Source organism: Bacillus sp. AFS015802 (assembly GCF_002561455.1).
In the GTDB taxonomy this organism is placed as follows: domain Bacteria; phylum Bacillota; class Bacilli; order Bacillales; family Bacillaceae_B; genus Rossellomorea.
The window spans coordinates 44,942-68,569 of the sequence record NZ_NTUP01000001.1 but is presented as its reverse complement, the minus strand read 5'-3'; the positions used below and the strand labels follow the sequence as shown (position 1 = coordinate 68,569).

Sequence of the window (23,628 nt, the reverse complement as noted above, 5' to 3'; positions counted from 1 at the left end):
TTTGTCTTTTAAGGGGGAAAGGAGTACATTTTAGAGTAAGAATAGCAGGATTGGGTGAAGAAATATGAAGAATTCAGTAGTCGTTGTTGGTGGAGGGATCGGGGGATTGACTGCCGCCGCCCTTCTTGGAAGTGCCGGTCATCAGGTACAGGTCCTTGAAGCTTCAAGGGAATGGGGAGGCTGTGCCGGGAAGTTCCAACGCGGAAAGGCTCTTTATCCTGTCGGGGCAACCCTTGGCATGGGATTCGAAAAAGGAGGGATTCACGAGCGTATCTTCAGGTACCTGGGCATGGAATCGCCATCGAATCAGCTCCTCGATCGGGTGATGGATGTTCACCTTCCGGACAGAACCCTGACCTTTCACCGGAACCGGGGAAGGCATGTAAATGAGTTGAAGAAAGCATTCCCTGAAATATCAGGTCGTTTGGGCTCTTTTTTTCGCGACGTATACAGGATGGCGAAGGAAATACGTAAACTGATGGGATCACTGCCCATTCTTCCCCTTAAAACGGTAAGAGAGTGGACGGAACTCACAATGAGTCTGCATCCCGGGTCGCTCACCCTCCTTCCGGCATTTCAGAAAACGATGCTTCACCTGCTTGAAAAGCACGACCTTCACTCCCACTCCTCCTTCAAGCATTTCATTGATGGGCAGCTGATTGACAGCATGCAGGTGAAAAGCGATGAGTGTTCATTATTACTGGGATGCCTGGCACTGGATATTTATCATGAAGGAGCCTTCTACCTTGAAGGCGGGTTATATCGGATAGCCGAAAGCCTTGTTCAGGCATCGGTTTCATATGGGGCCAAAGCCACATTAGGGAGAAAAGTGGTTAGCATCGACCGTGATGATGAACATCAGAGATGGATCGTTTTAGATCACAGGGGGAATGAATATCACGCAAACCATGTTGTCTGTAATGTCCCGGTCCAGTCCCTGGGGACTCTGTTTCATTCCAAATATTCTCCTAAGCTTGAAGCTTACCTGAAAGGAAAAGATAGGGAAGCTGTGTGGGGGACCATGTCTCTGTATATGTTACTGAAAGAAGAGGCACTGCCTGACACTCTGCCATTGTTTTCGCAAATTTGCACAAGCCCTGCGGGAAATATGACAGAAGGGGATCATCTCTTCTTATCATTATCCCATCCAAATGACCGGAAGCGTGCCCCGGAAGGATTCCGTACGATGACGGTTTCCACTCACACGAAATTGGAAAATTGGAATACCAAAGAGAAATACGATTCTTACAAGGTCACTCTTCAAGAGAAAATGATGGAGGCTTTGGAAACGATCATACCCTTTTTAAGGGATGGTCTTGCAGATACTTATCCTGGTGCCCCTGGCGCATGGGAACGATTCACGGGCCGGCCAGGGGGGATCGTCGGCGGTTTCCCCCAGACGGTCGATCATGCTCTCTTCAACAGTCTTTCCCATAGGACACCCCTGGAGAACATCTGGATGTGCGGGGACTCGGTCTTTCCCGGGGCAGGGACAATCGGAGTGTCTGTGAGCGGTTACCACGTCTTTCACTCCATCACAGGAAAAAAGCTTCCGAAATAAAGCAGGAATCCCGGTCATGTATGTCGAAAGTTCGGGTGGGGTGATAATATGTATAAGCTGGTAGAGTATAAGGATCCAACAGCCTTCCATGATAAGGTTCATTCTCTTCTTATGGAGGATGAAGCAGCGAATAATCTGCCTTTGGGGTTACTGAACACAATGAAAACGAGTGACAAATATAAAGATCCGCTCCTTCTTTTAGTGGAAAATGAGGAGGGGGCGGTGGCAGGTTCATTCATCATGACTCCTCCCCATTATCTTGTGTGTACGCTGAAAGTGGGTAAAGAAGAGATAGCGGGTATAGCCTTGCAGCTCAAAGATTATTGTGAGAAATATCAAGTAACGATTCCCGGTTTTGTAGCTGAAAAGGAAACAGCACTTCAAATGACTCATGGCTGGTGCCACGTGACAGGAGAGAGCTTCAGCATCCGTATGAACCAGCGTGTATACCAATTGAATAAGGTGAAGGATATAAGGATAAGCAGAGGGAAAATGGTTCCCGTGCGTTCAGGGCAGGAGGAACTGTTGGCAAAGTGGATCAGTGAATTTGTAGCAGATACCGAAGTGATATCCATGGCTGGAGATGAAGCGCTTAAAAGGGCGAAGGATATGATTCAAAATGAACCATATGTGTTCTTTTGGGAAGTGGACGGAAAGCCTGTTTCCATGGCAAGGGCGGCAAGGAGAACGGAAAACGGCATTACCGTAAATTTCGTTTATACCCCATCTGAATTTAGGAAGAAAGGTTACGCATCTTCGGTTGTAGCAGAACTGAGCCGCCTTTTACTGAAGGATCATTCCTTTTGTTCTCTGTATACGGATCTGGACAATCCTACCTCCAACAAAATCTATATGGAAATCGGCTATGAGCCTGTATGCGATTCAATGATGATCACCATTGTGTGAACCATTTACCACCATGCTGAATATTATTTTTATAGAAATGGTTGACATCGTGCCAGAAAGAGATTAGTATAATAAACAATTAATTAAATGAGCGAATGGCTTTGACGAAGAGGAGTACCTCTGATCGACACTAAAAGAGAGCTGGTGGGTGGTGTGAACCAGTGTGATCGACCTTAGGGAATGGACTTCCGAGCCTCCAATCCGAAACCGATGGGAGTAGGCTTTGGCGAATGTCTTATCGTTATAAAAGACGCGTATTCAAGCATCCTGCTTCGATACGATTGAGTGGACTGCGGAGGCAGTCAACAAAGGTGGCACCACGGGTATCTCGTCCTTTACATTGTGTAAATGGATTTGGGATGCCTTTTTTTTATAATCAAATAGCGATAAATCGTTGAATAAGAGGAGTACATTCAAGTGATGCATAACAGGGAGTTAAGGATGGTGAGACCTTAGCATGATAGCTTGTCTGGAATGGACTTATGAGAGATGACCTGAATAAAAGTAGGGTCGTACGGGATTCCGCCGTTAAAGGGATAGAGTATCGGGTGATAAGCCCCGTACTTGAATCAAGAGGGGGTACAGATACGTATCCCAATCAGAGGTGGCACCGCGGTCAGCATCGTCCTCTATGAACGGATTTTTCTGTTCATAGGGGACTTTTTTTATGGATTTTTTAAAATGGGAATAGGAGGCATAGAAATGCAGATGCAGAGAGAATTGAATTATGTGGTGAAGGAATTGAATGGAGATATGTACACTCCTATATCCCTCTTTCAATCACTGAAGGGAAAGAAAAAATTCTTATTGGAGAGTTCACTGAAACACGAACAATCCGGTCGATATTCCTTTGTGGGAAGCGATCCGTTCTTGGAATGTAAGGCGTATGGAAATAATGTGCAATTTATCCAAACCTCTTCCGGTCAAATAGAGGTACGGACAGGGGATCCCATTGAGATGATTCAAGACCTGATACCCCATCACCCCATGGAGGGTGTACCCTTTCCGTTTACAGGTGGAGGCATCGGATACCTGGGATATGACGTCATCAGGCAATACGAGAAAATCGGCGACACTCCCCCTGATGAATTGGAGATGCCGGACATTCACCTGATGTTTTATGAGAAAGTCATCGTTTTCGATCATCTTGAACATAAAGTAACCATCGTTGTCATGAACGGGTGGACAGAAGGTCGGGATGAAAACCTGCAGGAAAAAGTGAAAGGGGTCGAAGCTGAGCTGTCCAATGTATATTTAGACACTCACCCCAAAAAACTGAATCAGCTTTCCTTTCATGCCCACACGTCGAAAGATGAATTCTTGAAAAAGGTGGAAAGGGCAAAGCAGTCGATAAGAGAAGGAGAAATCTTTCAAGTGGTGCTTTCTCAAAGGCTCAGGGCATCGTTCTCGGGCGACCCATTCACTTTTTATCGGAGTTTGAGAAAATCCAACCCTTCCCCCTATATGTTCTTCATTGACTTCGAAGACTATGTCATTTTGGGGGCGTCGCCGGAAAGCATGTTGAAGGTCCAGGGAAATCAGATCACAACGAATCCGATAGCGGGAACAAGGCGGAGAGGGGAAACAGCTGATGAAGATCGGGAGCTTGAGAACGAATTGTTATCAGATGAAAAAGAGATTGCAGAACATCGGATGCTCGTAGATTTAGGAAGGAATGATCTGGGAAGGATTTGTGAAATCGGCTCTATCTATTTATCAAAGTACTTGACCATTGAAAGATATAAATATGTCATGCATATCGTTTCAGAGGTAAAGGGGGAATTACGGGAAGCTGTGGCCCCACTTGAAGCCCTGACAAGCTGTTTACCTGCAGGCACGGTCAGCGGGGCACCAAAAATCAGGGCGATGCAGATCATCAATGAGCTTGAAACGACGAAGCGGGGAGTGTACTCAGGTGCTGTCGGCTATATAGGGATCAACGGGAATCTGGACTTTGCCCTGGCAATCCGTACGATGGTCCTGAAAGATGGCGTAGCGAATGTTCAAGCAGGGGCAGGGATTGTCTTTGATTCAGATCCTCTGAGTGAGTATGAAGAGACTCTGAATAAAGCAAAATCATTGTTGGAGGTAACAGGATGATTTTACTCATTGATAACTACGATTCGTTTACGTATAACCTGTATCAATATATAGAAGAGCTTGGTGAAAGAGTAGTCGTCAAGAGAAATGACGAGATTACATTGAACGAGATCAGAAAACTGAATCCTGCGGGGATCATTCTTTCACCGGGACCCGGAAAGCCGGAAAATGCGGGTATTTGCACCTCGATTATCCAGAATCTTCACGCTAGCGTGCCAATTCTCGGTGTGTGCTTAGGACATCAAGCAATCGGAGCCGCATTTGGGGCAACCATTGAAATTGCAGGGAAGGTGATGCATGGTAAGACCTCCCTTATAAAACATAATGGCAGCGGAGTATTCGAATATCTGCCTCAACCATTAGAGGTGATGAGATATCACTCATTGGTGATTAAGAAAGGGACCTTGCCGCCGCCTTTAGAAGAGGTCGCCCATTCGATGGATGACGGTGAGATCATGGCCATAAAGCATAGGAGGAATCCTCTGTTCGGGGTTCAATTTCACCCGGAATCCATCGGGACGAAAACAGGTAAAAAAATCATTCAAAACTTTTTAGAAGAGATGAGAAAGGAGAATAACCGTGAAAAACTATCTACAAACGTTATCTAACGGTCATTCATTGGAGAGAGATGAGATGAGGAGAGCTGCTCAGGAACTGCTCCTTGACGAAACAACGGAGAGTCAAATTGCCTGTTTCCTGACCCTTTTGAAAATGAAGGGGGAAACCGTCGATGAAATGACGGCACTCGTAGAAGTGCTGAGAGAGAAAGCGATGCCGATTACAAGTAATTTATCGGGGGTGCTGGATAACTGCGGAACGGGCGGAGATGGTTCCCAGAGCTTTAATATCAGTACCACGAGTGCATTCGTCCTGGCTGGTGCAGGGGTCAAGGTTGCAAAGCACGGAAATAGGAGCATCTCAAGCAAAACGGGAAGTGCAGATGTGTTAGAGAAACTTGGCGTATCCCTAGACTTCCAGGCAAAAGAAGTCGAAAGTTTGCTGAATGAAACCAATATTGCTTTTCTATATGCCCCGCATATTCATTCAGGTCTGAAAAAAATCATGAGTGTGCGAAAGGAACTGAAAATCCCGACCATCTTTAATCTCATTGGTCCACTAACAAATCCGGTTCAATTAGATACCCAGCTGGTCGGAGTGTATAGAAGAGACAAATTAGAAACAATGGCAAAGGTTTTGCATGAATTGGGAAGAAAACGGGCCATCGTCCTAAATGGTGCAGACCACATGGATGAAGCCTCTCTGGCAGGTGAAAACCATCTTGTCCTGTTGGAAAATGGAAAGATCAGCTCCTTTACGTTATCAGGTGAGGAAGTTGGCCTTCCTTCTTATTCCCTGCAAGAAATAAGAGGGGGAGATGCCAGGGACAACGCCCGCATCTTACAGGACGTCTTACAAGGAAAAGAAGGATCCTATATGGATACGGTCCTATTCAACGCAGGGATCGCATTGTTCGCACATGGTAAAGCGTCGACGTTTTCCGAAGGTGTAAAGCTTGCCAGGGAAAGTATTGAAAGCGGGCGGGCAAAGGGTGCACTGACCTCCCTTGTTCACTATAGCCAACAACGACGAAAGCAGGTGATTTGATTGTCCACTATCCTGGAGACCATACTTGAAAAAAAGAAAGAAGAAGTGACTGAGCTAAAACGTGAAGGCTATAAATCCTATCATTCTAAAAGGATACCGGTCCCATCCCTATATGAATCGTTAAAATCTGCTTCGGCGCTCCAAGTGATAGCAGAAATAAAGCGGGCATCCCCATCCAAAGGAGACATACACACCGAGGTGGATCCGGTCTTACAGGCTGTGACCTACGAAGATGCAGGAGCGTGCGCCATATCCGTTCTGACCGATACACCGTTCTTTAAAGGAAGAATGGAGGATCTCGCAAATGTCCGCAGTGCTGTATCGATTCCGATTCTTTGTAAAGACTTCATCATTGATGAAATCCAGATCGACCGAGCTCAAGATGCGGGAGCGGATGTCATCCTATTAATCGTAGCTGCCTTGCCGTTTAACAGATTGAAAGAATTATATCATTATGCAGCGAAGCGTGGCCTTGAGGTTCTGGTGGAGGTCCATGATGAAGAAGAAATGAAGCAGGCGCTGGATCTAGGCGCATTCATCATTGGAGTCAACAATCGGAATCTGAAAACCTTCGAAGTGGATCTTCTCATTACTGAATCACTGGCCGGGATGGTGAAGGGGATGGATGTGGTACTCATCAGCGAAAGTGGGATAAGAGATGAAAACGATTGCCGGAAAGTGAGAGATGCAGGGGCACAGGGAGTCCTTGTTGGTGAAACGTTAATGAGAAGTGATGAACCTGCGGCTGCCCTCTCAGCACTGCAAGTGAGAAAGGCGCGATAAAAATGACGAAAGTAAAGGTATGTGGCATCAGGCGGGAGGAGGAAGCTCGCTGGGCAATCGAAGCCGGGGCTGATGCAGTAGGATTTGTTTTCGCTGATAGCAAAAGAAGGATTGATGTGGAATCAGCAGCCCGGATCAGTGCTTCACTCCCTGCTCATATATGGAAGATCGGAGTGTTTGTGAATGAATCGAAAGAAAAGCTGAAAGAAATCTATAGAACGGTGAATCTCGATTATGTGCAACTTCATGGGGATGAATCAGTGTTTTTCGCGGAAGATCTCGATCTTCCATACATCAAGGTGATTTCGGTAAAAGAAAAAGAAGATATATACGGGATCGATCAATGTCCTGGTGGAATCATCTTGTTGGATAGTGGAAAGGGACCTTATCGAGGGGGGAATGGAACGACATTTAATTGGGATTATGTGGATGCGGGAAGTTTCCCTCAACAGCTGATCCTAGCAGGGGGACTCAATCCTGATAATGTAAGGGAAGCAATCACGAAAGTCCGTCCCTATATGGTGGATGTATCGAGCGGGGTGGAGACGGATGGAAGGAAGGACCGGTTAAAGATAGAGTCATTTATTAGGGAAGCGAAATCAGTCTAGTCTTAAAATGAGTGAATGGAGGAATGAAGATGTTATATGCACAACCCGATCAAAAAGGATTATTCGGACAATTCGGAGGAAGATTCGTTCCGGAGTCGTTGATGAAAGCCGTTCAGGAACTCGAGTCCGCTTATGATGAAGCAGTCAAGGATGAACATTTTCAAGAGAAGCTGCAAAGTTATTTAAAGGATTATGTAGGAAGGGAAAATCCTCTCTACTTTGCTGAGAATCTTAGTAGACAAATTGGTGGAGCCAAAATCTATTTGAAACGGGAAGATCTTAATCACACCGGTGCGCATAAAATCAACAACACGGTCGGCCAGGCTCTGCTTGCTGAAAGAATGGGAAAAAGAAAAGTCGTAGCAGAAACTGGAGCCGGTCAGCACGGGGTCGCAACCGCAACCGTATGTGCTTTACTAAATCTCGATTGTGTCATTTTCATGGGTGCGGAAGATATCCGCAGGCAGAAGCTCAACGTATTCAGGATGGAGTTGCTCGGAGCGAAGGTAATCAGCGTCACCCAGGGCAGTGCCACATTGAAGGACGCCGTCAATGAAGCGCTTCGTTACTGGGTTGCCAATGTAGAGGATACTCACTATATAATGGGGTCCGTTTTGGGACCACACCCATTTCCCAAAATGGTCCGTGACTTCCAAAGTGTCATCGGAAAAGAAACCAGGAAACAATTTTTCGAGAAAGAAAAGAGGCTGCCGAATGCCATTGTTGCTTGTGTTGGAGGGGGAAGCAATGCCATGGGAATGTTTCACCCGTTCATTGAAGATAAGGAAGTGGAGCTTTACGGGGTAGAAGCAGCGGGAAGCGGTGTTGAAACAGAAAAGCATGCTGCGACATTAACGAAGGGTTCCGTCGGTATCCTTCATGGAAGCATGATGTACCTGCTTCAAAACGATGACGGTCAAATACAGGAAGCTCATTCGATTTCTGCGGGGCTTGACTACCCCGGAGTGGGACCGGAGCACAGTTACTTAAAGGAAATTGACAGGGTGCGCTATTCATCCGTTACTGACAGTGAAGCGCTGGATGCATTTAAGCAATTATCCAGGACCGAAGGAATCATTCCGGCACTCGAAAGCTCCCATGCCATTGCCTATGCAGTTGAATTAGCCAGAAAAATGCCTAAGGAGGAGTCAATTGTTATTTGTCTGTCTGGCAGGGGAGACAAGGATGTTGAACAAGTAAAAGAGTTATTGGGAGGTAGTCAACATGGGTAAAAAATTTCTGGAAACCACGCTGCAAACCGAGCTTGATAAGGGTCATAAGCTATTCATTCCTTATGTGATGGCAGGTGACGGTGGGATGGATGTGTTCATCTCTAACTTGAAGATGCTTGAAGAAAGAGGGGCGACGGCCATTGAAGTGGGAGTCCCGTTTTCAGATCCCGTTGCGGACGGCCCGACCATTCAAGAAGCCGGGAAGAGGGCTTTGCAGGATGGGACGACACTCCAAAAGGTGCTCGATTCGCTAAAAGAAAGAAGGGAAGAAATCGGGATCCCCTTGGTGTTTATGACATATATCAATCCTGTTTACAAATACGGGGTGGAACACTTCTTCCGTGATTGTCAAGATGCCGGAGTGGACGGAGTCATCATTCCGGACCTTCCTCTCGAGCATCATGATCTTATCCGGGACCCGGCTCAAGAAAATGAAATCGCCGTGATCCAGCTCGCCACGCTGACAAGTCCATTGGAAAGAATCCGTGAATTAGCATCTGTCACGGAAGGGTTCCTTTATGCCGTAACCATCAATGGGATCACCGGTACGCGTGATGGTTTTGCAGACAATATTGCCACCCATTTGAACAAACTGAAGGAAAACAGCCCTGTCCCGGTTCTAGCTGGGTTTGGAATTTCCACTCCGGACCACGTTCGTAATATGGGCAGATACTGTGATGGAGTAGTGGTAGGAAGCAAAATCATCGACCTGATCCAGAAAGATTCATTAGATGAGATCAAGGATCTGATAGGGGCTTCTAAGACGGGTGCCCTCCATTCGTAAATGATGACTGATTATTTTGTAAATTTCTCCGGGAGTAGATTAACGGATTCTAAATGTATGTTAAATAAAGGTAAATAGCCTTCTTTTCCCCTGGAAAATCAGTATGATAGAGATGTAGTTGAACAAAGCATCATAACAGGAGGCTATTAAAATGAAAAGTATGAAAAAGTGGTTATTAATGTTAATGACAGCTCTATCAGTAGTAACATTTGCAGCCGGATGCAGCAGCGACTCAGAAGAAGACACAGGTACGGAAGAGAACATGGATGAAGAAAGCAGCACAGACGAAAGCAACACGGAACAGTAATAAAGGTACAGTCGGTCCTTATATGGCCGGCTGTTTAATTATGTATGGAAGCCCCCTGTTGAGATGGATCCTCTCTATAGGGGGCTTACTTTTACTTCACACACTTCACGCAGACGGTCAGAGCCGGTTTTACATGTTTATAAGAAAGCGTGATGTCTTTAAACCCTGCTTCCTGTAAAGACTGAGCTATCTCATCACCATAGCGCCTAGCCCTGCTATCGGTTTCTTCATCCCCGCGGGGCTGGACGGTGATGAGCAGGGTTCCTTCTTTTTTCAGCATCTTGTATAGATGACTGAGTGATTTTTTTCGGTCATTCCACAGGGGATAATTATTGACGGAGAAAATGCGATCGTACTGCACATTGTCTAACTCAAATCTGGTAATGTCTTTCACAAACAGGCGAACCTTGCCCTTTTCTATGGCTTTGTGGTTCTTACTTTGTGCGGTTTCTTTCATCGTTTCGGATATATCGACCCCATCCACAAGGGTATCGGGAAAGCGATTTGAAATTCGTTTGATACAATAGCCCGGACCATATCCTACCTCAAGGATCCGTTCACCATTTTTTATGGACAATTGTTTAATCGACCAGTTGTTTATTTTTCGATTATCAAACTCCATTACCTTCCCCACAAACCAGCCAAGGATTCCATTCGGACGCTTGAATTGCTTTTGCATCGAAAACAACAGGGCTCACCTCCATTCTGCTAATATGTTTTTCAAAAAGATGTTCGTCCCTTCACTTTTCCACTAATCCCTGTAAAGAAAACCTTGAAAAGAATGTTGCATTTTTTTGGAAAAGTGGCATAATATAATCAAATCTACTTGTGCGTTGATGAGAAGAGTACATGATGGGTTCCCTTATCAGAGAGCTTCGGAAGCTGAAAAGAAGCAGGGAGACCCATTTTGGAAAATGGTCTCGGAGCATTCTATTCGAACCTTCTTGGTGTAGGGTGGAACGGGGATGGGCGTCCGTTATCATTGCCACGGTATAAGAGCTTTTAGCTCCGTACTTGTTGAGGTAGTCTTGTGTGAGCAAGCTATGAACTAAGGTGGTAACACGAGCTTAACCCCTCGTCCTTGGATGTCTTTCGATATCTGTAGGACGAGGGGTTTTTTTATATTGAAGAGGAGGAAGGATCGTATGACTGTTTTTATAGGGGGGGCTTGGCCTTACGCCAATGGGTCCCTGCATTTGGGGCATATCGCTGCGTTATTGCCAGGGGACATCATTGCCCGCTATTATCGTATGAAGGGTGAAAATGTTCTTTACGTGTCAGGAAGTGATTGCAACGGGACACCGATAGGGATCCGTGCAAGTCAGGAAGGAACGAGTGTCGAGGAAGTCGCCAATCGATATCATAAGGAATTTTTAGCATGTTTTCAAGCACTTGGGTTCCATTATGATGAATACACAAGGACCGATCATGATCACCATCATGAAGAGGTACAAAGGATCTTTACCCTCCTTTATGAACGGGGGTGGCTCTATGAAAAGGAAGTAGAGCAGGTTTACTGCATGAATGATCGCCGATTCCTCCCTGACCGTTTCGTGGAAGGAACGTGTCCCGTTTGTGGTTCGAAGGCAAGGGGAGATCAATGTGATAACTGCTCGACTGTACTCGATCCGACGGATTTATTGGATAAAAGCTGTAAACTCTGCGGCCAAGAACCGATTCTTGAAAAAACGAAACACTTGTACTTTGCTCTATCCAAATTGCAAGGGAGGCTTGAGCAATTATTGAACGAACATAGTGGAGAGTGGAGGGAGAATGCCATCCAGCTGACCACTCGCTATCTCAAAGAAGGATTAAAGGACCGGCCCGTCACAAGAGATTTAGAAAATGGTGTGAAGGTACCGATAGAAGGCTACCGGGACAAGAAAATCTATGTGTGGATAGAAGCTGTGAGTGGATATTTGAGTGCATCTAAGAAGTGGGCATCAGAACATGGATATGACTGGACCGAATATTGGAGGGAGGGGACGACATCCTATTATGTACATGGAAAGGATAATATTCCGTTTCATACCATCATATGGCCGGCGGTACTGATGGGCATTGACGAACCCAATTTACCCGATTACATTGTGTCGAATGAATACTTAACCTTGGAAAAAAGGAAAATCTCGACGAGCGGTAATTGGGCGGTCTGGGTGAAGGATCTTCTTGCTGACTATCATCCTGATACGATTCGCTATTTTCTAACCATTAATGCTCCTGAAAAAAGGGATGCTGACTTTTCATGGAGAGAGTTCATTTACAGTCATAACAGTGAGCTTTTGGGCGCCTTTGGAAATCTGATTCAACGTACGGTAAAATTCTATGAAAAAGAGTTTGGATCATGCATCTTGATAGAAAATGCCGACAGCACTGTCGAGGGAAAAGTGAAAGAAACATTCAGAAGTGTGGGACAGCTAATAGAAGAAGGAAGCATTCGCCAGGGGCTGGAAGAGACATTTGAATTGATTCGCTGGACCAATAAACGTTTTGATGAATTGAAACCTTGGGTAGTAATAAAAGAAAATAGGGAGGAAGGCAAAAGGGTACTGGAAGATTTCTTATATGTGATTGGTAATCTGCAAAAGATCATTGAGCCCTTTTTACCTTTCACTGCGTCTAAATTAGCGGAACAAATAAGTATGAGCCGGCAATCAGGGTGGAATCAAGTATCCCTGCCTTTGAAACTGGCTATTTCCCACACTTCTCCGTTGTTTAACCGCATAGAACTGGAAAAGATTGAGGAAGAGCGGGAAAGATTGAATGCAAAATCAAAGGAGAAGACAAAAGGAGAATGATATGAAGATTGTCATTGTTTCTGATACCCATATGCCAAGAAACGGGAGGGGACTGCCTGATCGGCTTCAACAAGATCTAACGGAGTGCGACCTCATCATTCATGGCGGGGATTTTCAGACCCTTGATGTATATAAGGAATTTGTGGGTTACGGGGAACTGATTGCCGTGGCCGGTAATGTCGATAGCGCTGAACTTCAATCCCTTCTTCCCAAAAAGAGGATCGTCCAGAAGAATGGCCTGAAGATTGGTGTGGTGCATGGGGACGGGAAAGGAAAGACGACCGAAAAGAGAGCCCTTGAAGCCTTTGAAGAAGATGAAGTGGATGTGATCATCTTTGGTCATTCTCACATCCCTTTTTCACGGTTTATGAAAGGAGTCCTTCTTTTCAACCCTGGATCTCCCACGGATAAACGGAAGCTGCCGTATTTCTCTCATGGGATATTAACGATTGAGGATACATGGAAAGTGGAACATACATTTTATCATTAATAAGGACAGTGGCTGGGAATGCCACTGTCCTATACCTGTTTATTGAGTGGGATAATGATAGTAATCCTGACTATAGAAGGTCTGAAAACCACTGGATTCGTAAAGTTTCAGCGCCTTGCTGTTCGTGGCTGCCACATCCAGGTAAATATCATCCGTCCATTTAGATTCCTGCATCACTACTTGGGATAATGCCTTTCTACCGATTCCCCTTCCTTGAAAAGAGGGGAAGATGGCAAAGCCATAAATGAAGCTCTTATGGTCCGTTCTTTGAACCCTTATCTTCCCTACCGGCTTCTCTTCAAAGAGGATCATGAGATGGCTGTCCTTTGATTCATGGAATAATCTTTTTGTGTAGGATTCAGCATCTTTCCTGACCACATGGAAGCATTGTTCATCAAGGTCGATGATGGTTTCTATATCATGCTCACCCGCTGTTCTTAGACTGACCGTATCAGTGTCTAAGACTAAGCTTTTCTTATTCCATTTCATTTCGTATTCTGTAAATTCATACGCTGCTTTTGTTTGTGATACAAATCCCTTCCCGGAAGCCGATGACCCTGGAATATTGAGTAAGAGCTTGTGAACAGGTCGATTTTCCAAAGATCGTAAAGCCATTTCGAATAGTTCTTGAAATAGGTGCTGACGGCGGAAATCCGGGTGGATCATTCCACATAATTCGTACGAATCGCCAAAACCGTATAAACCCAAGAACCCAATCAGATTGTTGTCTTTGTAGAGAAGGAAATCATCTTGATCGTTCTGTCTTTTTTTAAGCATTTCCCAGTTTAATTTTAAGTTGATACCTTCAAAAGTCTCGCAGACTTTCTGAAGATCTTTCATTTCTTCAAGCTGTTTCGAAGTAAGCATCTGTCATCCCCATTTTCTCGAAAGATAAAGAATTTTCTTACTAAATTTTATTTTATATTGCTTATTTGTACAAGAGAAATCCACATCTAATGTTAAATGTATTCACTCCTCAGAAAAATCATTTAAAAAAAGCCATGTGATTAAACATGGCTCCACCTTATTCCTTATCCTGTATACGCTGAATCACTTCATGCAGTTCGTCAGGCTTTAAGAATTCCAGCGGGGAGAAACCTTTTTCAAACATGACGGATTCACTTTCGATCATGAGGACGTAACGCCCGTTCACTTTCGCCAAATGAATGCTGTCACCAAAGTCCGAAAGCAGGGCTTTCACGGAAACATGGTCAAGCTTCACTTTCAGCTCGACTTCAGGGGACTGCTCGACGATTTGTGAGGTGGCTTCAACAACCTGCTCTGTCGTGAATCTTTCCTGAAGCTCCCTTTTAGGGCTGATCGCCCATTCTTCCACGGCTTCTTCAAATTCGACCCGTTCGTCACTTTCTTCTGCGTACGTTTCGGAGATATGTTCCTTCACCATCCCGTAAACTTGGGATTTCACGATTTCGGGCATGGACTTTTCATACTCGACCCATTTCAAGAAATCTTCAAAGTACCTCGCATGTGACGCTTGATGGATCTTGATTTCGGCAGAGTCCATCATGCCTTCCTCAGGCATGTAGGGATATTGGATGGATTTCATATTTTTCGTCGTAATCGCCATTTCGACATTATGAATCAGGGTCGCTTCATCTGTGATGGTAGCAACCTTTGGTTCAAAATCACATTTCATGATGAACAAAAAGGGATCGTCAAAGAATTTGGTCAGCTTTGCGGTAGCCACCAGGAAAGCCCCCCCGCGAATGGCGCTCGCCTCTATGTACATTTGGACAATCTGATCACACGCTTCTCGAAAACCCTCTATATTCTCGGCATAACGGGTGCGGTGAAATAAATTATAGTTTGGATTCGAAGTCAGCTCATGACCGGGTTCTACAACAAAACGGCCGATTTTAGTGGGAGCGGATTCTGACTTTGAATGCCTGTCTACCTTTCTCTTGACAATTTTCGTCAACTCTCCGTCCAAAAAGCTTTTGAGAGGGCTCTCTTCATACTCAGCCCCTGTTAACGTTTGGAAGTGCTTATGTCGTTTATCGGCTTCTTCGCCTTTTCCTTCTACCTGGATTAAATAAAAAGATAGATGCTGAATGGTAAAGTCCATGGTTTGTACTCCTGACCTGAATAGATTCGAATTCTTATGATTTCATACTCATTGTTACAGTATAGAAAAGCTCAAAAGGTTCGTCAATTGACTTATGAAAGTACAGAGTTGAGGGATACTACCTGTAAGATTAAAAATACCGTAAGGCGGTGAGCTTCGTGAGTAAAGAGTCATTTTTCTCTTTAGTGAAAAAAGGAAACAAATCTTCGTTCTTTGCTATGGTGGGGAATGGGATCCTTGCGATCGCAAAGGGGGCGGCGTTCTTCATCAGTGGGAGTGGTGCCATGTTTGCATCGGCCATGCACTCCTTAGCCGATGCGGTCAATCAAGGATTTGTGTTCATCGGAAGTGTACTTTCAGAGAAAAGGCCGACGGAAAAGTTTCCTACTGGTTTCGGACGCGTGATCAATCTCTTCTGTATGATTGCGGTCATTGTCGTTTCGGTCATGGCTTATGAAACCATTAGGGAAGGGTTTCATCTACTCAAGCATCCTGCAGATGTTAAAGGGATATGGATAAATGTTTCCGTATTGCTTTTGAACATTATTATCGATGGAACGATCCTTTTTAAAGTGATGAAGGAAATCAGTGAGGAAGCCCGCGTGGAAAGCAGGGGAGCTGGGATTGTAACGGGTGCCTTCAAGTACGTAAAGCGGGCAGCACCACCAACCAGACTGGTTTTCTATGAAGACTTGGTCGCTGTATCGGGTGCCATACTTGCATTGATAGCGGTGCTTGTTTCGTATTTCTCTCCGTTCCAACTCCTGGACGGGATTGTGACGATTATGATTGGGTTCCTGATGGTGGGGGTCGCCTTCAGGGTCGGCTATGATAATATGGTCGGTCTGATTGGGGTTGCAGCACCAAAGGAAGTGGAAGACAGGATTGCCGCAGCTATTTTTGAACATGAAGCTGTCATCGACATCTTTAAGTTGAGGATCACCCAGGAGGGCCGCTATTATCATGTGGAATCGTATCTTGAATTAAAGAAGGGGTTACCTCTCTCTGAAGCGGATGATATTAAGTTTGCGATCCATGATAAGTTAATAGCTGATCCTGATATAGCGGATGTTACGTTGGGAATCATTGAAGATGATGGGGTTCAGGAGTGGAAAGGCACACAAGTACCCGATGTTCCATGAAAAAATCCGGCTGAATCCCAGCCGGATGATACAAATTAGTTTTGTATGAATTTTTCAAATACGAAACCAAAGTCTTTCAGGGTAAATTCTTTCTTTTTATCTGACAGCCAATTGAAGGCATATTGATTAACCTCTTTAAACTGCCCGACTATATTCGCATCTTCGGTCTTTACCTGTCCCAATGTTGAGGAAGCAAGTTGAAGACTCTCATTGGCGAAGGAAGAATAGATGCCATTGTCAGTCGTGATCTCACCGATTTTTATTAGGGATTTATATAGATCTTTAACTTCTGTTAAGTGTTTTTTATGAACATCGATTGAATAGATTTCCGATCCGATCTTAAACTTGATTTCAACATCCAGATCGACCGTTCCTGCCGTTTCAAGGAGGACATTCGAGAGTTGATATTTATAATAATCCAGGCGGCGGAGCACCCGTTTCTTGCTTGCTGCACTGGTCCCGTCCAAGTGAATGAGGGCTTTGTTTGTAAAGCAGTATTCATCGGACTTGGATTTGATCAGGAAATAAATCTTTTCTCCATCTTCATGCATAATGTAATCATCTGAATCGGCCTTGTCGTAATCCATCGGCTTTATGACCGTGCCGATATCACTTAAACCTAATACATCTGAAGCAACTTTTCCAAACATGCTTTCAAATCCTTTCTATTTTGACTGAAGGTCCTTCTCTTCATCCAGAAGGCATCATCATTATATCATAGTTTCATAGAGTCAGTGGTAATATGTGGTAATGTTTCGGTGGAATACATATGGTTTGGTCTTATATTCCGTTCATACTATAATAAAGAAAATCATAGAATAGATTATCGTTAGGGGGATTAGAATGGATGTGAACGAGCTGCTGATGCGTTTTAAGGACAGAACGCCTAAAGTGTTGGGAAGTGAAACATTTTCTGAATATGCTATTCTACTTCCTTTGATCGAAGTGAAAGGTGATATTCATGTTCTATTTGAAGTCCGATCATTAAATATGAGAAGACAGCCGGGGGAAATATGTTTTCCGGGTGGCAGAATCGACCGGAGTGACTCCGATGAAAGGGCAGCTGCCTTGAGGGAGACGTCTGAAGAACTCGGCATTGGAGAGAATGCCATCTCGGACATTTATCCACTTGATTATATGGTGTCCCCATTTGGGACAATCATTTATCCATATGTAGGCAAGCTGAATGTATCATTAGAAGATTTGCGGCCGAATTCAGCAGAGGTGGAAGAGATTTTCACAACACCCCTGTCCTATCTGCGTGAAAAAGAACCGGAATTGTATAATATTAAATTCAAAATGGAACCGGAAGAGAGCTTTCCCTACAAACAAATTCCCGGTGGCGAAAACTACGACTGGCAGGCGAGAAATATGAAAGAACATTTTTACTACTACCAGGACAAAGTCATCTGGGGACTCACAGCCCGTGTCCTGCATCACTTCGTTAAACTTCTATAATTTTCCTTTATTAAATGCAATAAATAAGGGTTTTCATGATTTTGTTCTTGAATAAGAGAAAGTGTTGGTTGATTTCCACTCCAGGTGCTCGCTTTCCGCGGGGCGTGAGTTGAGCCTCCTCAGCCCGAGGAGGCTTGACATCCTCCCCGGGGGAATCTTGTGCCTGGAGCGAAAAGGAACGGTCCACATATTGCAGGACAACTAATACAAAATTCACTTACTTGTAATTTTTACAAATTATGTTTGATAGAATAATTATTTTTGTTAAGAAAAAGGCAAAACAAAAAAAGTGAAAAAGAAATTCTACATTTACCTTTACGCATTGACATATGTTTCGATTTAATACTTTTTTCGATAGGGCAATCTGTCGGAGGAAGTATTTTTGTTTGTCAATTTGTAGCAAATTGAATGGTTTGTAATTTGTTGGGAGGAGGTAAAGAGAAGTAAGTGAAAAATGATGATATAGAGGAGAGGGGAAAAGATCATGATCATTCGTGCTAAATGCTGGAGAATGTTAAGCGTGCAGGAGAAGTTGTTTATTCTGAAGGCGGTATGCAATAAGCATCTCAAAAAGTAGTTCCTAAACCTGGAAACCGTCTAGTCACACAGCGTTTACTTGTTTTGTGGACAGCTACCATTGGTGGTACGATCAATTCAGAAAAAATAGGTCTGTAAAGATAGAATGACTAAAAAAGCAATCCCACCCCATGTAATGAATGGATATTACATGGAGGCCGTTGATCCAACCACCTGCCTATTCTTTTTCTTTTAGAGAGCTGCCCAAAAGTGGAACATATCCTATTTAGATGGAAACCCTCATTCATATCCTTCCAATCCCCACCTATCTGGAAAACCCATTAATTATCATACGTTCATCCTTTGCATAAGAAAGAATGGTCCTTTTATTTAGTATGGGAAACAAAATGTTTCTGGCGCATTTTATTAATCTTTTGGTAAGATAATAGTGCACATACAAGTAAGGGGGACAACTAGTGAAAGGGTCAAGAGCAATCATGATTGCAGGTATATTTCTAACCATCCTTTTAAGCGGGTGCAACCGGAATGCAGCTGACATGGTCGTAAAGGGCAGTGTAACTCTAAATGAGGAAGCTGACACAGTTACCTTTTACGGAATATTGACGGATGAAGCATTGGAACCGGATACACCGTTTCGTGCCCGTTTTTTCCTGCAGGGTAAAACGATCAAAAATGCTTTGGGAACCGATCTGATTTATACAGATGAAGAATTGAAGAGCCGTAAAGAAGGAGAATCTTCAAAAGAGTTTAAAGTAGAAAAAACAGTCGATATAAAAAAGAGTGGAGACATAGAGAAAATCATAAGTGAAATAAAAAACAAAGATAAAGAAGCTGTCACCATTGAAATCGTCAATGACAATGGCCGTATTGATGACAAGGTGCTTCATGACGTTAAAAAGGAGTAGGGTACATGGCACCCTGCTCCTTCTATATGTAATCGGTCATTTAGGGCTGACAGGTCTTTTTAAGGCATACAGATCATCTTCAAGAAGTAGAATTTTGTCCATTAACACTTCCTTTGAATCCATCACTCCCTTATTATAAAGGAAGGGACCCATTTCTTTCATGAAGAAGTCAAACCAGTTCTCAGCTCCCAGATCGCCGATTTCATCCCCTGTTTGTTCATAGTAAAAGCTCTGAATCCTTCCAATCATTTCATCTTTCTGTTCTTTTGGTATCTTTGTAAACCTCATGGGAAAACCTCCTGTTTTATTTCTTCCATCGTAACATAAGAGGTCCGATTACGGGTACGAGCGAGAGCCAACGCATATCCTTGATGTTATAGATTGAATCCATCGTATAAAAAGAAAGCCAAAGTAAGATGAAGAAGTCGACAGTCATGACGCTGACAAGCTTCGAATCTTGAAACGCTCTCCAATAAGAATGGAGTGAGAAACCGTGTCCAAGGTATGTTAGCGAGGCAAGTGCCATTATCATCAGAAGCAGGCTAAAAGCCTTTGATGACAGCAAAGCATGAATCCCTCTTGGGGATCGAGAGACGGGACGATGATGCCCTTTCCTTAGGAAAAAATAGGGGAGAAGACTGAAGGCCCCCAATGCAAATGCACCAAGGATAAAAGGCCAAGCTGGCATGTTGTCCCGGTCAACCGGTAGTAATAGGGCAGCGAATAACAAGGGAAAGAGCCCAAGAAACATAAAGACCGTCACAACAAGAGGCTCCACCTCACTGAATTTCCCCTGGAGCAGGCCTTGGATGATGGGATCACTTGCAAAACCCTTTCCCGGCGCAAGAAACATAGCGTAAAATACAAAGACCAACCAAACCCAGAACATACTATCACTCCTCGGAAAAATTGTACCAATAACAATTGAAAGAGGATTGAATGAATGTGTTAAAATGTAATTATTTTTTTACAAGCTCATTTTCTACAATAGGTATAGCTTGTAATCTCTCCTTTACTCCTTGAACTTGTGAAAGATCAGTGTAGCAGAAAGAATGCCAATCAACCATATAAATTTGTATAATTGTGGGAAACTAATCCTCATATCGAATAGAAGCTCTAAAGCTTTGCTGAAAGGAGAATGAACATGTGGCAGGAATTTAAAAAGTTCGCCGTAAAGGGGAATGTCATTGATCTTGCTGTGGCCGTGATCATTGGTGCCGCCTTTGGGAAGATTGTTAAGTCACTCGTAGACGATATTGTCATGCCCCTGCTTGGTATTTTGCTTGGAGGCATCAGCTTTAAGGATCTAAAGGTTTCAATCGGTGACGCAGTGATTACCTATGGAGTTTTTATTCAAAATGTAGTGGATTTCTTTCTGATAGCGTGGGTCATATTTATTATCGTACGTTTCTATAAAAGGATGGAGAGGAAAGAAGAAGTAAAGGTAGATGCGAAGGTAGATCAGAAAGAAGAACTACTTAGAGAAATTCGTGATTTATTAAAGTCATCCTCCCAAAATCAAACACAATGAAGTTTATTTCAACTTTCCAACCCTAGATAGACAAAAAATAAAGGGGATTTCCATTTTGTATCCAATATAGTAAAAGAAGACCACAAGGGGGACTTATAATGGAAATGAACTCTATGTTTTTGATCAAAGAGAAAAATGGCTTGAAAAAGGACTTTTCTTTACTGCTTTCCATGATGGATTATGCCAGATTCATCACTATTCAAGAAGTGGAAAAGCTGACGGTGGAAATGCTGGATTATCGATGTCATGATGAAGCGAATTCCATTGGGATGCTGCTCGCGCATTTTGATGCTGTAGAGAGGATCTATCAGGCACTGACATTTGAAGAATTGACGGATGATGAAGTGGAAGCATATGCGATGAAATTGGAACCCGCGTTAAGTTTAGGAAAGAAGGCGGCTGAAGACATAAAGGAAAACTCTGTAGAGTACTATCTTGAGAACCTTCAACGCACAAGGAAGAAAACAATCGAACAATTTAAGAATCTGGATGAAGCATGGTTATATGAAGAAACAGAGTGGTGGTATGGGCAAAAGGGTAACAACTTCTTTAAATGGTTTCATGTCTTTGAAGATGAAATCAATCACAGGGGTCAAATACGGATGATCAAGAAGTTATATTCGAAAGAAAATCAAGAGGCAACAGTAGAGTAGGTTGCACTGCATATTTTACAATTAGACCCATTCCTTCCTTGAGTTTTATTTAAGAATCTGTTATAGTAAAGATAGTTATTTTTGTTCGGTTAATAGACATGATTGAAGAACATTCGTCTTGAATCTTAATCAGAGCAGGAATATAAATATTTTTATGTGCAACTGCACTAGGAGGTACATGTTTTATGTTACAAGGTAAAGTTAAATGGTTTAACGCTGAAAAAGGTTTCGGTTTCATCGAAGTTGAAGGTCAAGACGATGTTTTTGTTCACTTCTCCGCTATCCAAGGTGAAGGATACAAATCATTAGAAGAAGGTCAAGACGTTACATTTGAAATCGTTGAAGGCGCTCGTGGACCACAAGCGGCTAACGTTCAAAAGTAATCCAATCGTATATTTCCAAACAGGGTACGTCAGCTGACGTACCCTGTTTTTTTTGCCTTTAAAAAGTTGAAGGGTTGGCGGTCTGGACAATCAGGGAGAAAGTTCTATAATAAAATAGACGTTATCATATTGTTTACGGAAGGATGATTGTGTTGGTTGCAAAAGAAAGTAATATGAAACTGGCACTTGCCGGATTGTTGTTAGGGATCCTCATGTCAGCCATGGATAACACCATCGTTGCTACGGCACTTGGATCCATCGTTTCAGATCTTGGCGGCCTCGATAAGTTTGTCTGGGTGACGAGCGCCTACATGGTAGCGGTCATGGCCGGTATGCCGATATTCGGTAAGCTATCTGATATGTATGGGAGAAAACGATTTTACATATTCGGTCTATCGATCTTCTTGATTGGATCGGCACTTTGCGGGATCGCTCAGGACATTGTTCAGCTGAGTATATTCAGGGCCATTCAAGGAATCGGAGGTGGTGCACTGCTTCCGATCGCATTTACGATTGTATTCGATTTATTCCCGCCTGAGAAACGTGGGAAAATGACAGGTCTTCTCGGTGCGGTGTTTGGTTCTGCTTCTGTTTTTGGACCGTTGATCGGAGCTTTTCTAACAGATAATTTCAGTTGGCATTGGATCTTTTATGTCAATGTGCCTATCGGACTCCTCTCTCTCTTTTTCATCACTACTGCCTATAAAGAATCTCCTCAGCGCTCAGATCAGCGTATTGATTGGGGAGGGGCGATTACATTAGTGATAGCCGTGGTGAGCCTGATGTTTGCCCTGGAATTTGGCGGTAAGGAATTCCCTTGGGCCTCATGGCAGATTATTGGATTGTTTGGATCCTTCTTTATATTTTTTGTCAGTTTCTTATTGATTGAACGTAAAGCATCTGAACCGATCATTTCTTTTTGGATGTTCAAAAGCCCATTATTTGCGTCCGCACAGGCACTCGCTTTTCTGTATGGGGCTGCCTTTATCATTTTGACCATTTTGATCCCGATCTTTGTTCAGGCTGTGTATGGTGGATCGGCGACAAACGCCGGACTGATTTTAACACCGCTGATGCTGGGTTCAGTAGCGGGAAGTGCTGTGGCAGGAATCCGGATGACGAAAACAAGCTATCGCAATATCATGTGGGTTTCCATCATTTCCTTTATTACCGGGATGGTCCTACTGGCAACGATGGGTCCGGATACGAGCAGATGGCTATTGACCCTTTACATGATCATAAGTGGTTTTGGAGTGGGCTTTTCATTTTCATTATTGCCTAATGCAACGATCCATAAGCTTGATCCGCGATTTAGAGGATCTGCTAACTCGACGAATGCCTTTTTCCGTTCACTTGGAATGACCATTGGGATAACGGTTTACGGAACATTACAAACGAAACTTTTTGCTTCTAATTTGGAAAGTGCCTTCAAAGGGCAGGAGGCAGGGGGCAGCTTTCAAGGTGATCCGAGAAGTATCTTTGAACCGGAAATGCGCGAGAAGATTCCTGATTTTGTTCTAACCAAGATTACCAACGCTATGTCCGACTCCATTACGACAACTTTTGCCTACGCCTTGATACCCCTGGGAATAGCAGTATTGTTTGTGTACCTCATGGGGAAAAGCAGGCTTGAAGTTATCCGTGAGCAACGTGCTGAAGGTAGGACGGAATAAAGTGTAGAGAACCTTTCGTATCTGGTCATTTCTGCATGAATCTGATACAGTTGAAGGAATGATTCATTGTACTGGAGTGTTGAAGT

Annotated in this window: 25 protein-coding genes and 3 other annotated features; of the genes, 19 read left to right on the top strand and 6 right to left on the bottom strand. The window is 43.7% G+C overall.

Going from position 1 to position 23,628, the window contains the following annotated elements:
• Positions 1 to 64 precede the first annotated feature (64 nt).
• From CN378_RS00355 to CN378_RS22410, 10 genes are all read left to right on the top strand, one after another.
• Positions 65 to 1,561 (top strand): FAD-dependent oxidoreductase, encoded by a 1,497-nt coding sequence (locus CN378_RS00355; protein ID WP_098349950.1) that lies wholly within the window; start codon positions 65 to 67, stop codon positions 1,559 to 1,561.
• A gap of 48 nt (positions 1,562 to 1,609) precedes the next feature.
• The gene (locus tag CN378_RS00350; RefSeq protein ID WP_098349949.1) at positions 1,610 to 2,467 is read left to right on the top strand and encodes a GNAT family N-acetyltransferase; all 858 of its coding nucleotides are present in this window, start codon (positions 1,610 to 1,612) and stop codon (positions 2,465 to 2,467) included.
• 92 nt (positions 2,468 to 2,559) lie between these two features.
• Positions 2,560 to 2,806, top strand: a binding site (T-box leader).
• A gap of 46 nt (positions 2,807 to 2,852) precedes the next feature.
• Positions 2,853 to 3,100 (top strand) — a binding site (T-box leader).
• A gap of 69 nt (positions 3,101 to 3,169) precedes the next feature.
• A complete protein-coding gene (gene trpE / locus CN378_RS00345; protein WP_257140951.1) occupies positions 3,170 to 4,567 on the top strand; it encodes an anthranilate synthase component I in 1,398 nt (465 codons plus the stop codon).
• Positions 4,564 to 5,175, top strand: coding sequence for an anthranilate synthase component II (locus CN378_RS00340; protein ID WP_098349948.1), 612 nt, complete (start codon positions 4,564 to 4,566; stop codon positions 5,173 to 5,175). Before trpE ends, CN378_RS00340 begins: the two co-directional genes overlap by 4 nt.
• Positions 5,147 to 6,172 carry an anthranilate phosphoribosyltransferase gene (gene trpD / locus CN378_RS00335; protein ID WP_098349947.1) on the top strand — a complete coding sequence of 342 codons (1,026 nt, stop codon included), beginning with the start codon at positions 5,147 to 5,149 and terminating at the stop codon, positions 6,170 to 6,172. Before CN378_RS00340 ends, trpD begins: the two co-directional genes overlap by 29 nt.
• Positions 6,173 to 6,955 (top strand): indole-3-glycerol phosphate synthase TrpC, encoded by a 783-nt coding sequence (trpC, locus tag CN378_RS22420; RefSeq protein ID WP_179884749.1) that lies wholly within the window; start codon positions 6,173 to 6,175, stop codon positions 6,953 to 6,955.
• Between the two features lie 2 nt (positions 6,956 to 6,957).
• Positions 6,958 to 7,563, top strand: a complete 606-nt coding sequence (locus CN378_RS22415; protein WP_179884748.1) for a phosphoribosylanthranilate isomerase — start codon at positions 6,958 to 6,960, stop codon at positions 7,561 to 7,563.
• Positions 7,564 to 7,592: 29 nt separating this feature from the next.
• Positions 7,593 to 8,795, top strand: a complete 1,203-nt coding sequence (gene trpB, locus CN378_RS00325; protein ID WP_098349946.1) for a tryptophan synthase subunit beta — start codon at positions 7,593 to 7,595, stop codon at positions 8,793 to 8,795.
• Positions 8,788 to 9,579 carry a tryptophan synthase subunit alpha gene (gene trpA, locus CN378_RS00320; protein ID WP_098349945.1) on the top strand — a complete coding sequence of 264 codons (792 nt, stop codon included), beginning with the start codon at positions 8,788 to 8,790 and terminating at the stop codon, positions 9,577 to 9,579. The genes trpB and trpA overlap by 8 nt, the downstream gene beginning before the upstream one ends.
• A gap of 151 nt (positions 9,580 to 9,730) precedes the next feature.
• Positions 9,731 to 9,886 (top strand): hypothetical protein, encoded by a 156-nt coding sequence (locus CN378_RS22410; protein WP_179884747.1) that lies wholly within the window; start codon positions 9,731 to 9,733, stop codon positions 9,884 to 9,886.
• Positions 9,887 to 9,977: 91 nt separating this feature from the next.
• Here the strand turns inward: CN378_RS22410 and CN378_RS00315 are convergent, their stop codons facing one another.
• A complete protein-coding gene (locus tag CN378_RS00315; protein ID WP_257140953.1) occupies positions 9,978 to 10,565 on the bottom strand; it encodes a class I SAM-dependent methyltransferase in 588 nt (195 codons plus the stop codon).
• Positions 10,566 to 10,710: 145 nt separating this feature from the next.
• Positions 10,711 to 10,972 (top strand) — a binding site (T-box leader).
• Between the two features lie 59 nt (positions 10,973 to 11,031).
• On the opposite strand from CN378_RS00315, the gene metG reads away from it, so the two are divergent.
• Positions 11,032 to 12,684: a methionine--tRNA ligase gene (gene metG / locus CN378_RS00310; RefSeq protein WP_098349943.1), complete on the top strand. Its 1,653-nt coding sequence runs from the start codon at positions 11,032 to 11,034 to the stop codon at positions 12,682 to 12,684.
• A 1-nt stretch (position 12,685) separates the two neighbouring features.
• On the top strand, positions 12,686 to 13,174 hold the full coding sequence (locus tag CN378_RS00305; RefSeq protein WP_098349942.1) for a metallophosphoesterase family protein: 489 nt from the start codon (positions 12,686 to 12,688) through the stop codon (positions 13,172 to 13,174).
• 39 nt (positions 13,175 to 13,213) lie between these two features.
• Here the strand turns inward: CN378_RS00305 and CN378_RS00300 are convergent, their stop codons facing one another.
• Together CN378_RS00300 and CN378_RS00295 are read right to left on the bottom strand one after the other, a co-directional pair.
• On the bottom strand, positions 13,214 to 14,041 hold the full coding sequence (locus CN378_RS00300; protein ID WP_098349941.1) for a GNAT family N-acetyltransferase: 828 nt from the start codon (positions 14,039 to 14,041) through the stop codon (positions 13,214 to 13,216).
• A 157-nt stretch (positions 14,042 to 14,198) separates the two neighbouring features.
• Positions 14,199 to 15,260 carry a DUF3900 domain-containing protein gene (locus CN378_RS00295; protein ID WP_098349940.1) on the bottom strand — a complete coding sequence of 354 codons (1,062 nt, stop codon included), beginning with the start codon at positions 15,258 to 15,260 and terminating at the stop codon, positions 14,199 to 14,201.
• Between the two features lie 158 nt (positions 15,261 to 15,418).
• On the opposite strand from CN378_RS00295, the gene CN378_RS00290 reads away from it, so the two are divergent.
• Positions 15,419 to 16,402 carry a cation diffusion facilitator family transporter gene (locus tag CN378_RS00290; protein ID WP_257140950.1) on the top strand — a complete coding sequence of 328 codons (984 nt, stop codon included), beginning with the start codon at positions 15,419 to 15,421 and terminating at the stop codon, positions 16,400 to 16,402.
• A gap of 35 nt (positions 16,403 to 16,437) precedes the next feature.
• Here the strand turns inward: CN378_RS00290 and CN378_RS00285 are convergent, their stop codons facing one another.
• Entirely contained in the window at positions 16,438 to 17,052 is a 615-nt protein-coding gene (locus tag CN378_RS00285; RefSeq protein ID WP_098349939.1) for a PH domain-containing protein, read from the bottom strand.
• 193 nt (positions 17,053 to 17,245) lie between these two features.
• On the opposite strand from CN378_RS00285, the gene CN378_RS00280 reads away from it, so the two are divergent.
• Together CN378_RS00280 and CN378_RS00275 are read left to right on the top strand one after the other, a co-directional pair.
• Positions 17,246 to 17,860 carry an NUDIX hydrolase gene (locus CN378_RS00280; protein ID WP_098349938.1) on the top strand — a complete coding sequence of 205 codons (615 nt, stop codon included), beginning with the start codon at positions 17,246 to 17,248 and terminating at the stop codon, positions 17,858 to 17,860.
• A 992-nt stretch (positions 17,861 to 18,852) separates the two neighbouring features.
• Complete coding sequence (locus CN378_RS00275) at positions 18,853 to 19,302, top strand: hypothetical protein (RefSeq protein WP_098349937.1); 450 nt, start codon at positions 18,853 to 18,855, stop codon at positions 19,300 to 19,302.
• A gap of 36 nt (positions 19,303 to 19,338) precedes the next feature.
• Here the strand turns inward: CN378_RS00275 and CN378_RS00270 are convergent, their stop codons facing one another.
• Positions 19,339 to 19,590, bottom strand: a complete 252-nt coding sequence (locus tag CN378_RS00270) for a DUF2164 domain-containing protein (RefSeq protein ID WP_098349936.1) — start codon at positions 19,588 to 19,590, stop codon at positions 19,339 to 19,341.
• Between the two features lie 16 nt (positions 19,591 to 19,606).
• Positions 19,607 to 20,191, bottom strand: coding sequence for a hypothetical protein (locus CN378_RS00265; protein ID WP_098349935.1), 585 nt, complete (start codon positions 20,189 to 20,191; stop codon positions 19,607 to 19,609).
• A 255-nt stretch (positions 20,192 to 20,446) separates the two neighbouring features.
• On the opposite strand from CN378_RS00265, the gene mscL reads away from it, so the two are divergent.
• From mscL to CN378_RS00245, 4 genes are all read left to right on the top strand, one after another.
• Entirely contained in the window at positions 20,447 to 20,833 is a 387-nt protein-coding gene (mscL, locus tag CN378_RS00260; protein ID WP_098349934.1) for a large conductance mechanosensitive channel protein MscL, read from the top strand.
• A gap of 104 nt (positions 20,834 to 20,937) precedes the next feature.
• Positions 20,938 to 21,486 carry a DinB family protein gene (locus CN378_RS00255; RefSeq protein ID WP_098349974.1) on the top strand — a complete coding sequence of 183 codons (549 nt, stop codon included), beginning with the start codon at positions 20,938 to 20,940 and terminating at the stop codon, positions 21,484 to 21,486.
• 185 nt (positions 21,487 to 21,671) lie between these two features.
• Positions 21,672 to 21,869, top strand: coding sequence for a cold-shock protein CspD (cspD, locus tag CN378_RS00250; RefSeq protein WP_032088076.1), 198 nt, complete (start codon positions 21,672 to 21,674; stop codon positions 21,867 to 21,869).
• 152 nt (positions 21,870 to 22,021) lie between these two features.
• Positions 22,022 to 23,542, top strand: coding sequence for an MDR family MFS transporter (locus tag CN378_RS00245; protein ID WP_098349933.1), 1,521 nt, complete (start codon positions 22,022 to 22,024; stop codon positions 23,540 to 23,542).
• The last annotated feature ends 86 nt before the right edge of the window (positions 23,543 to 23,628 follow it).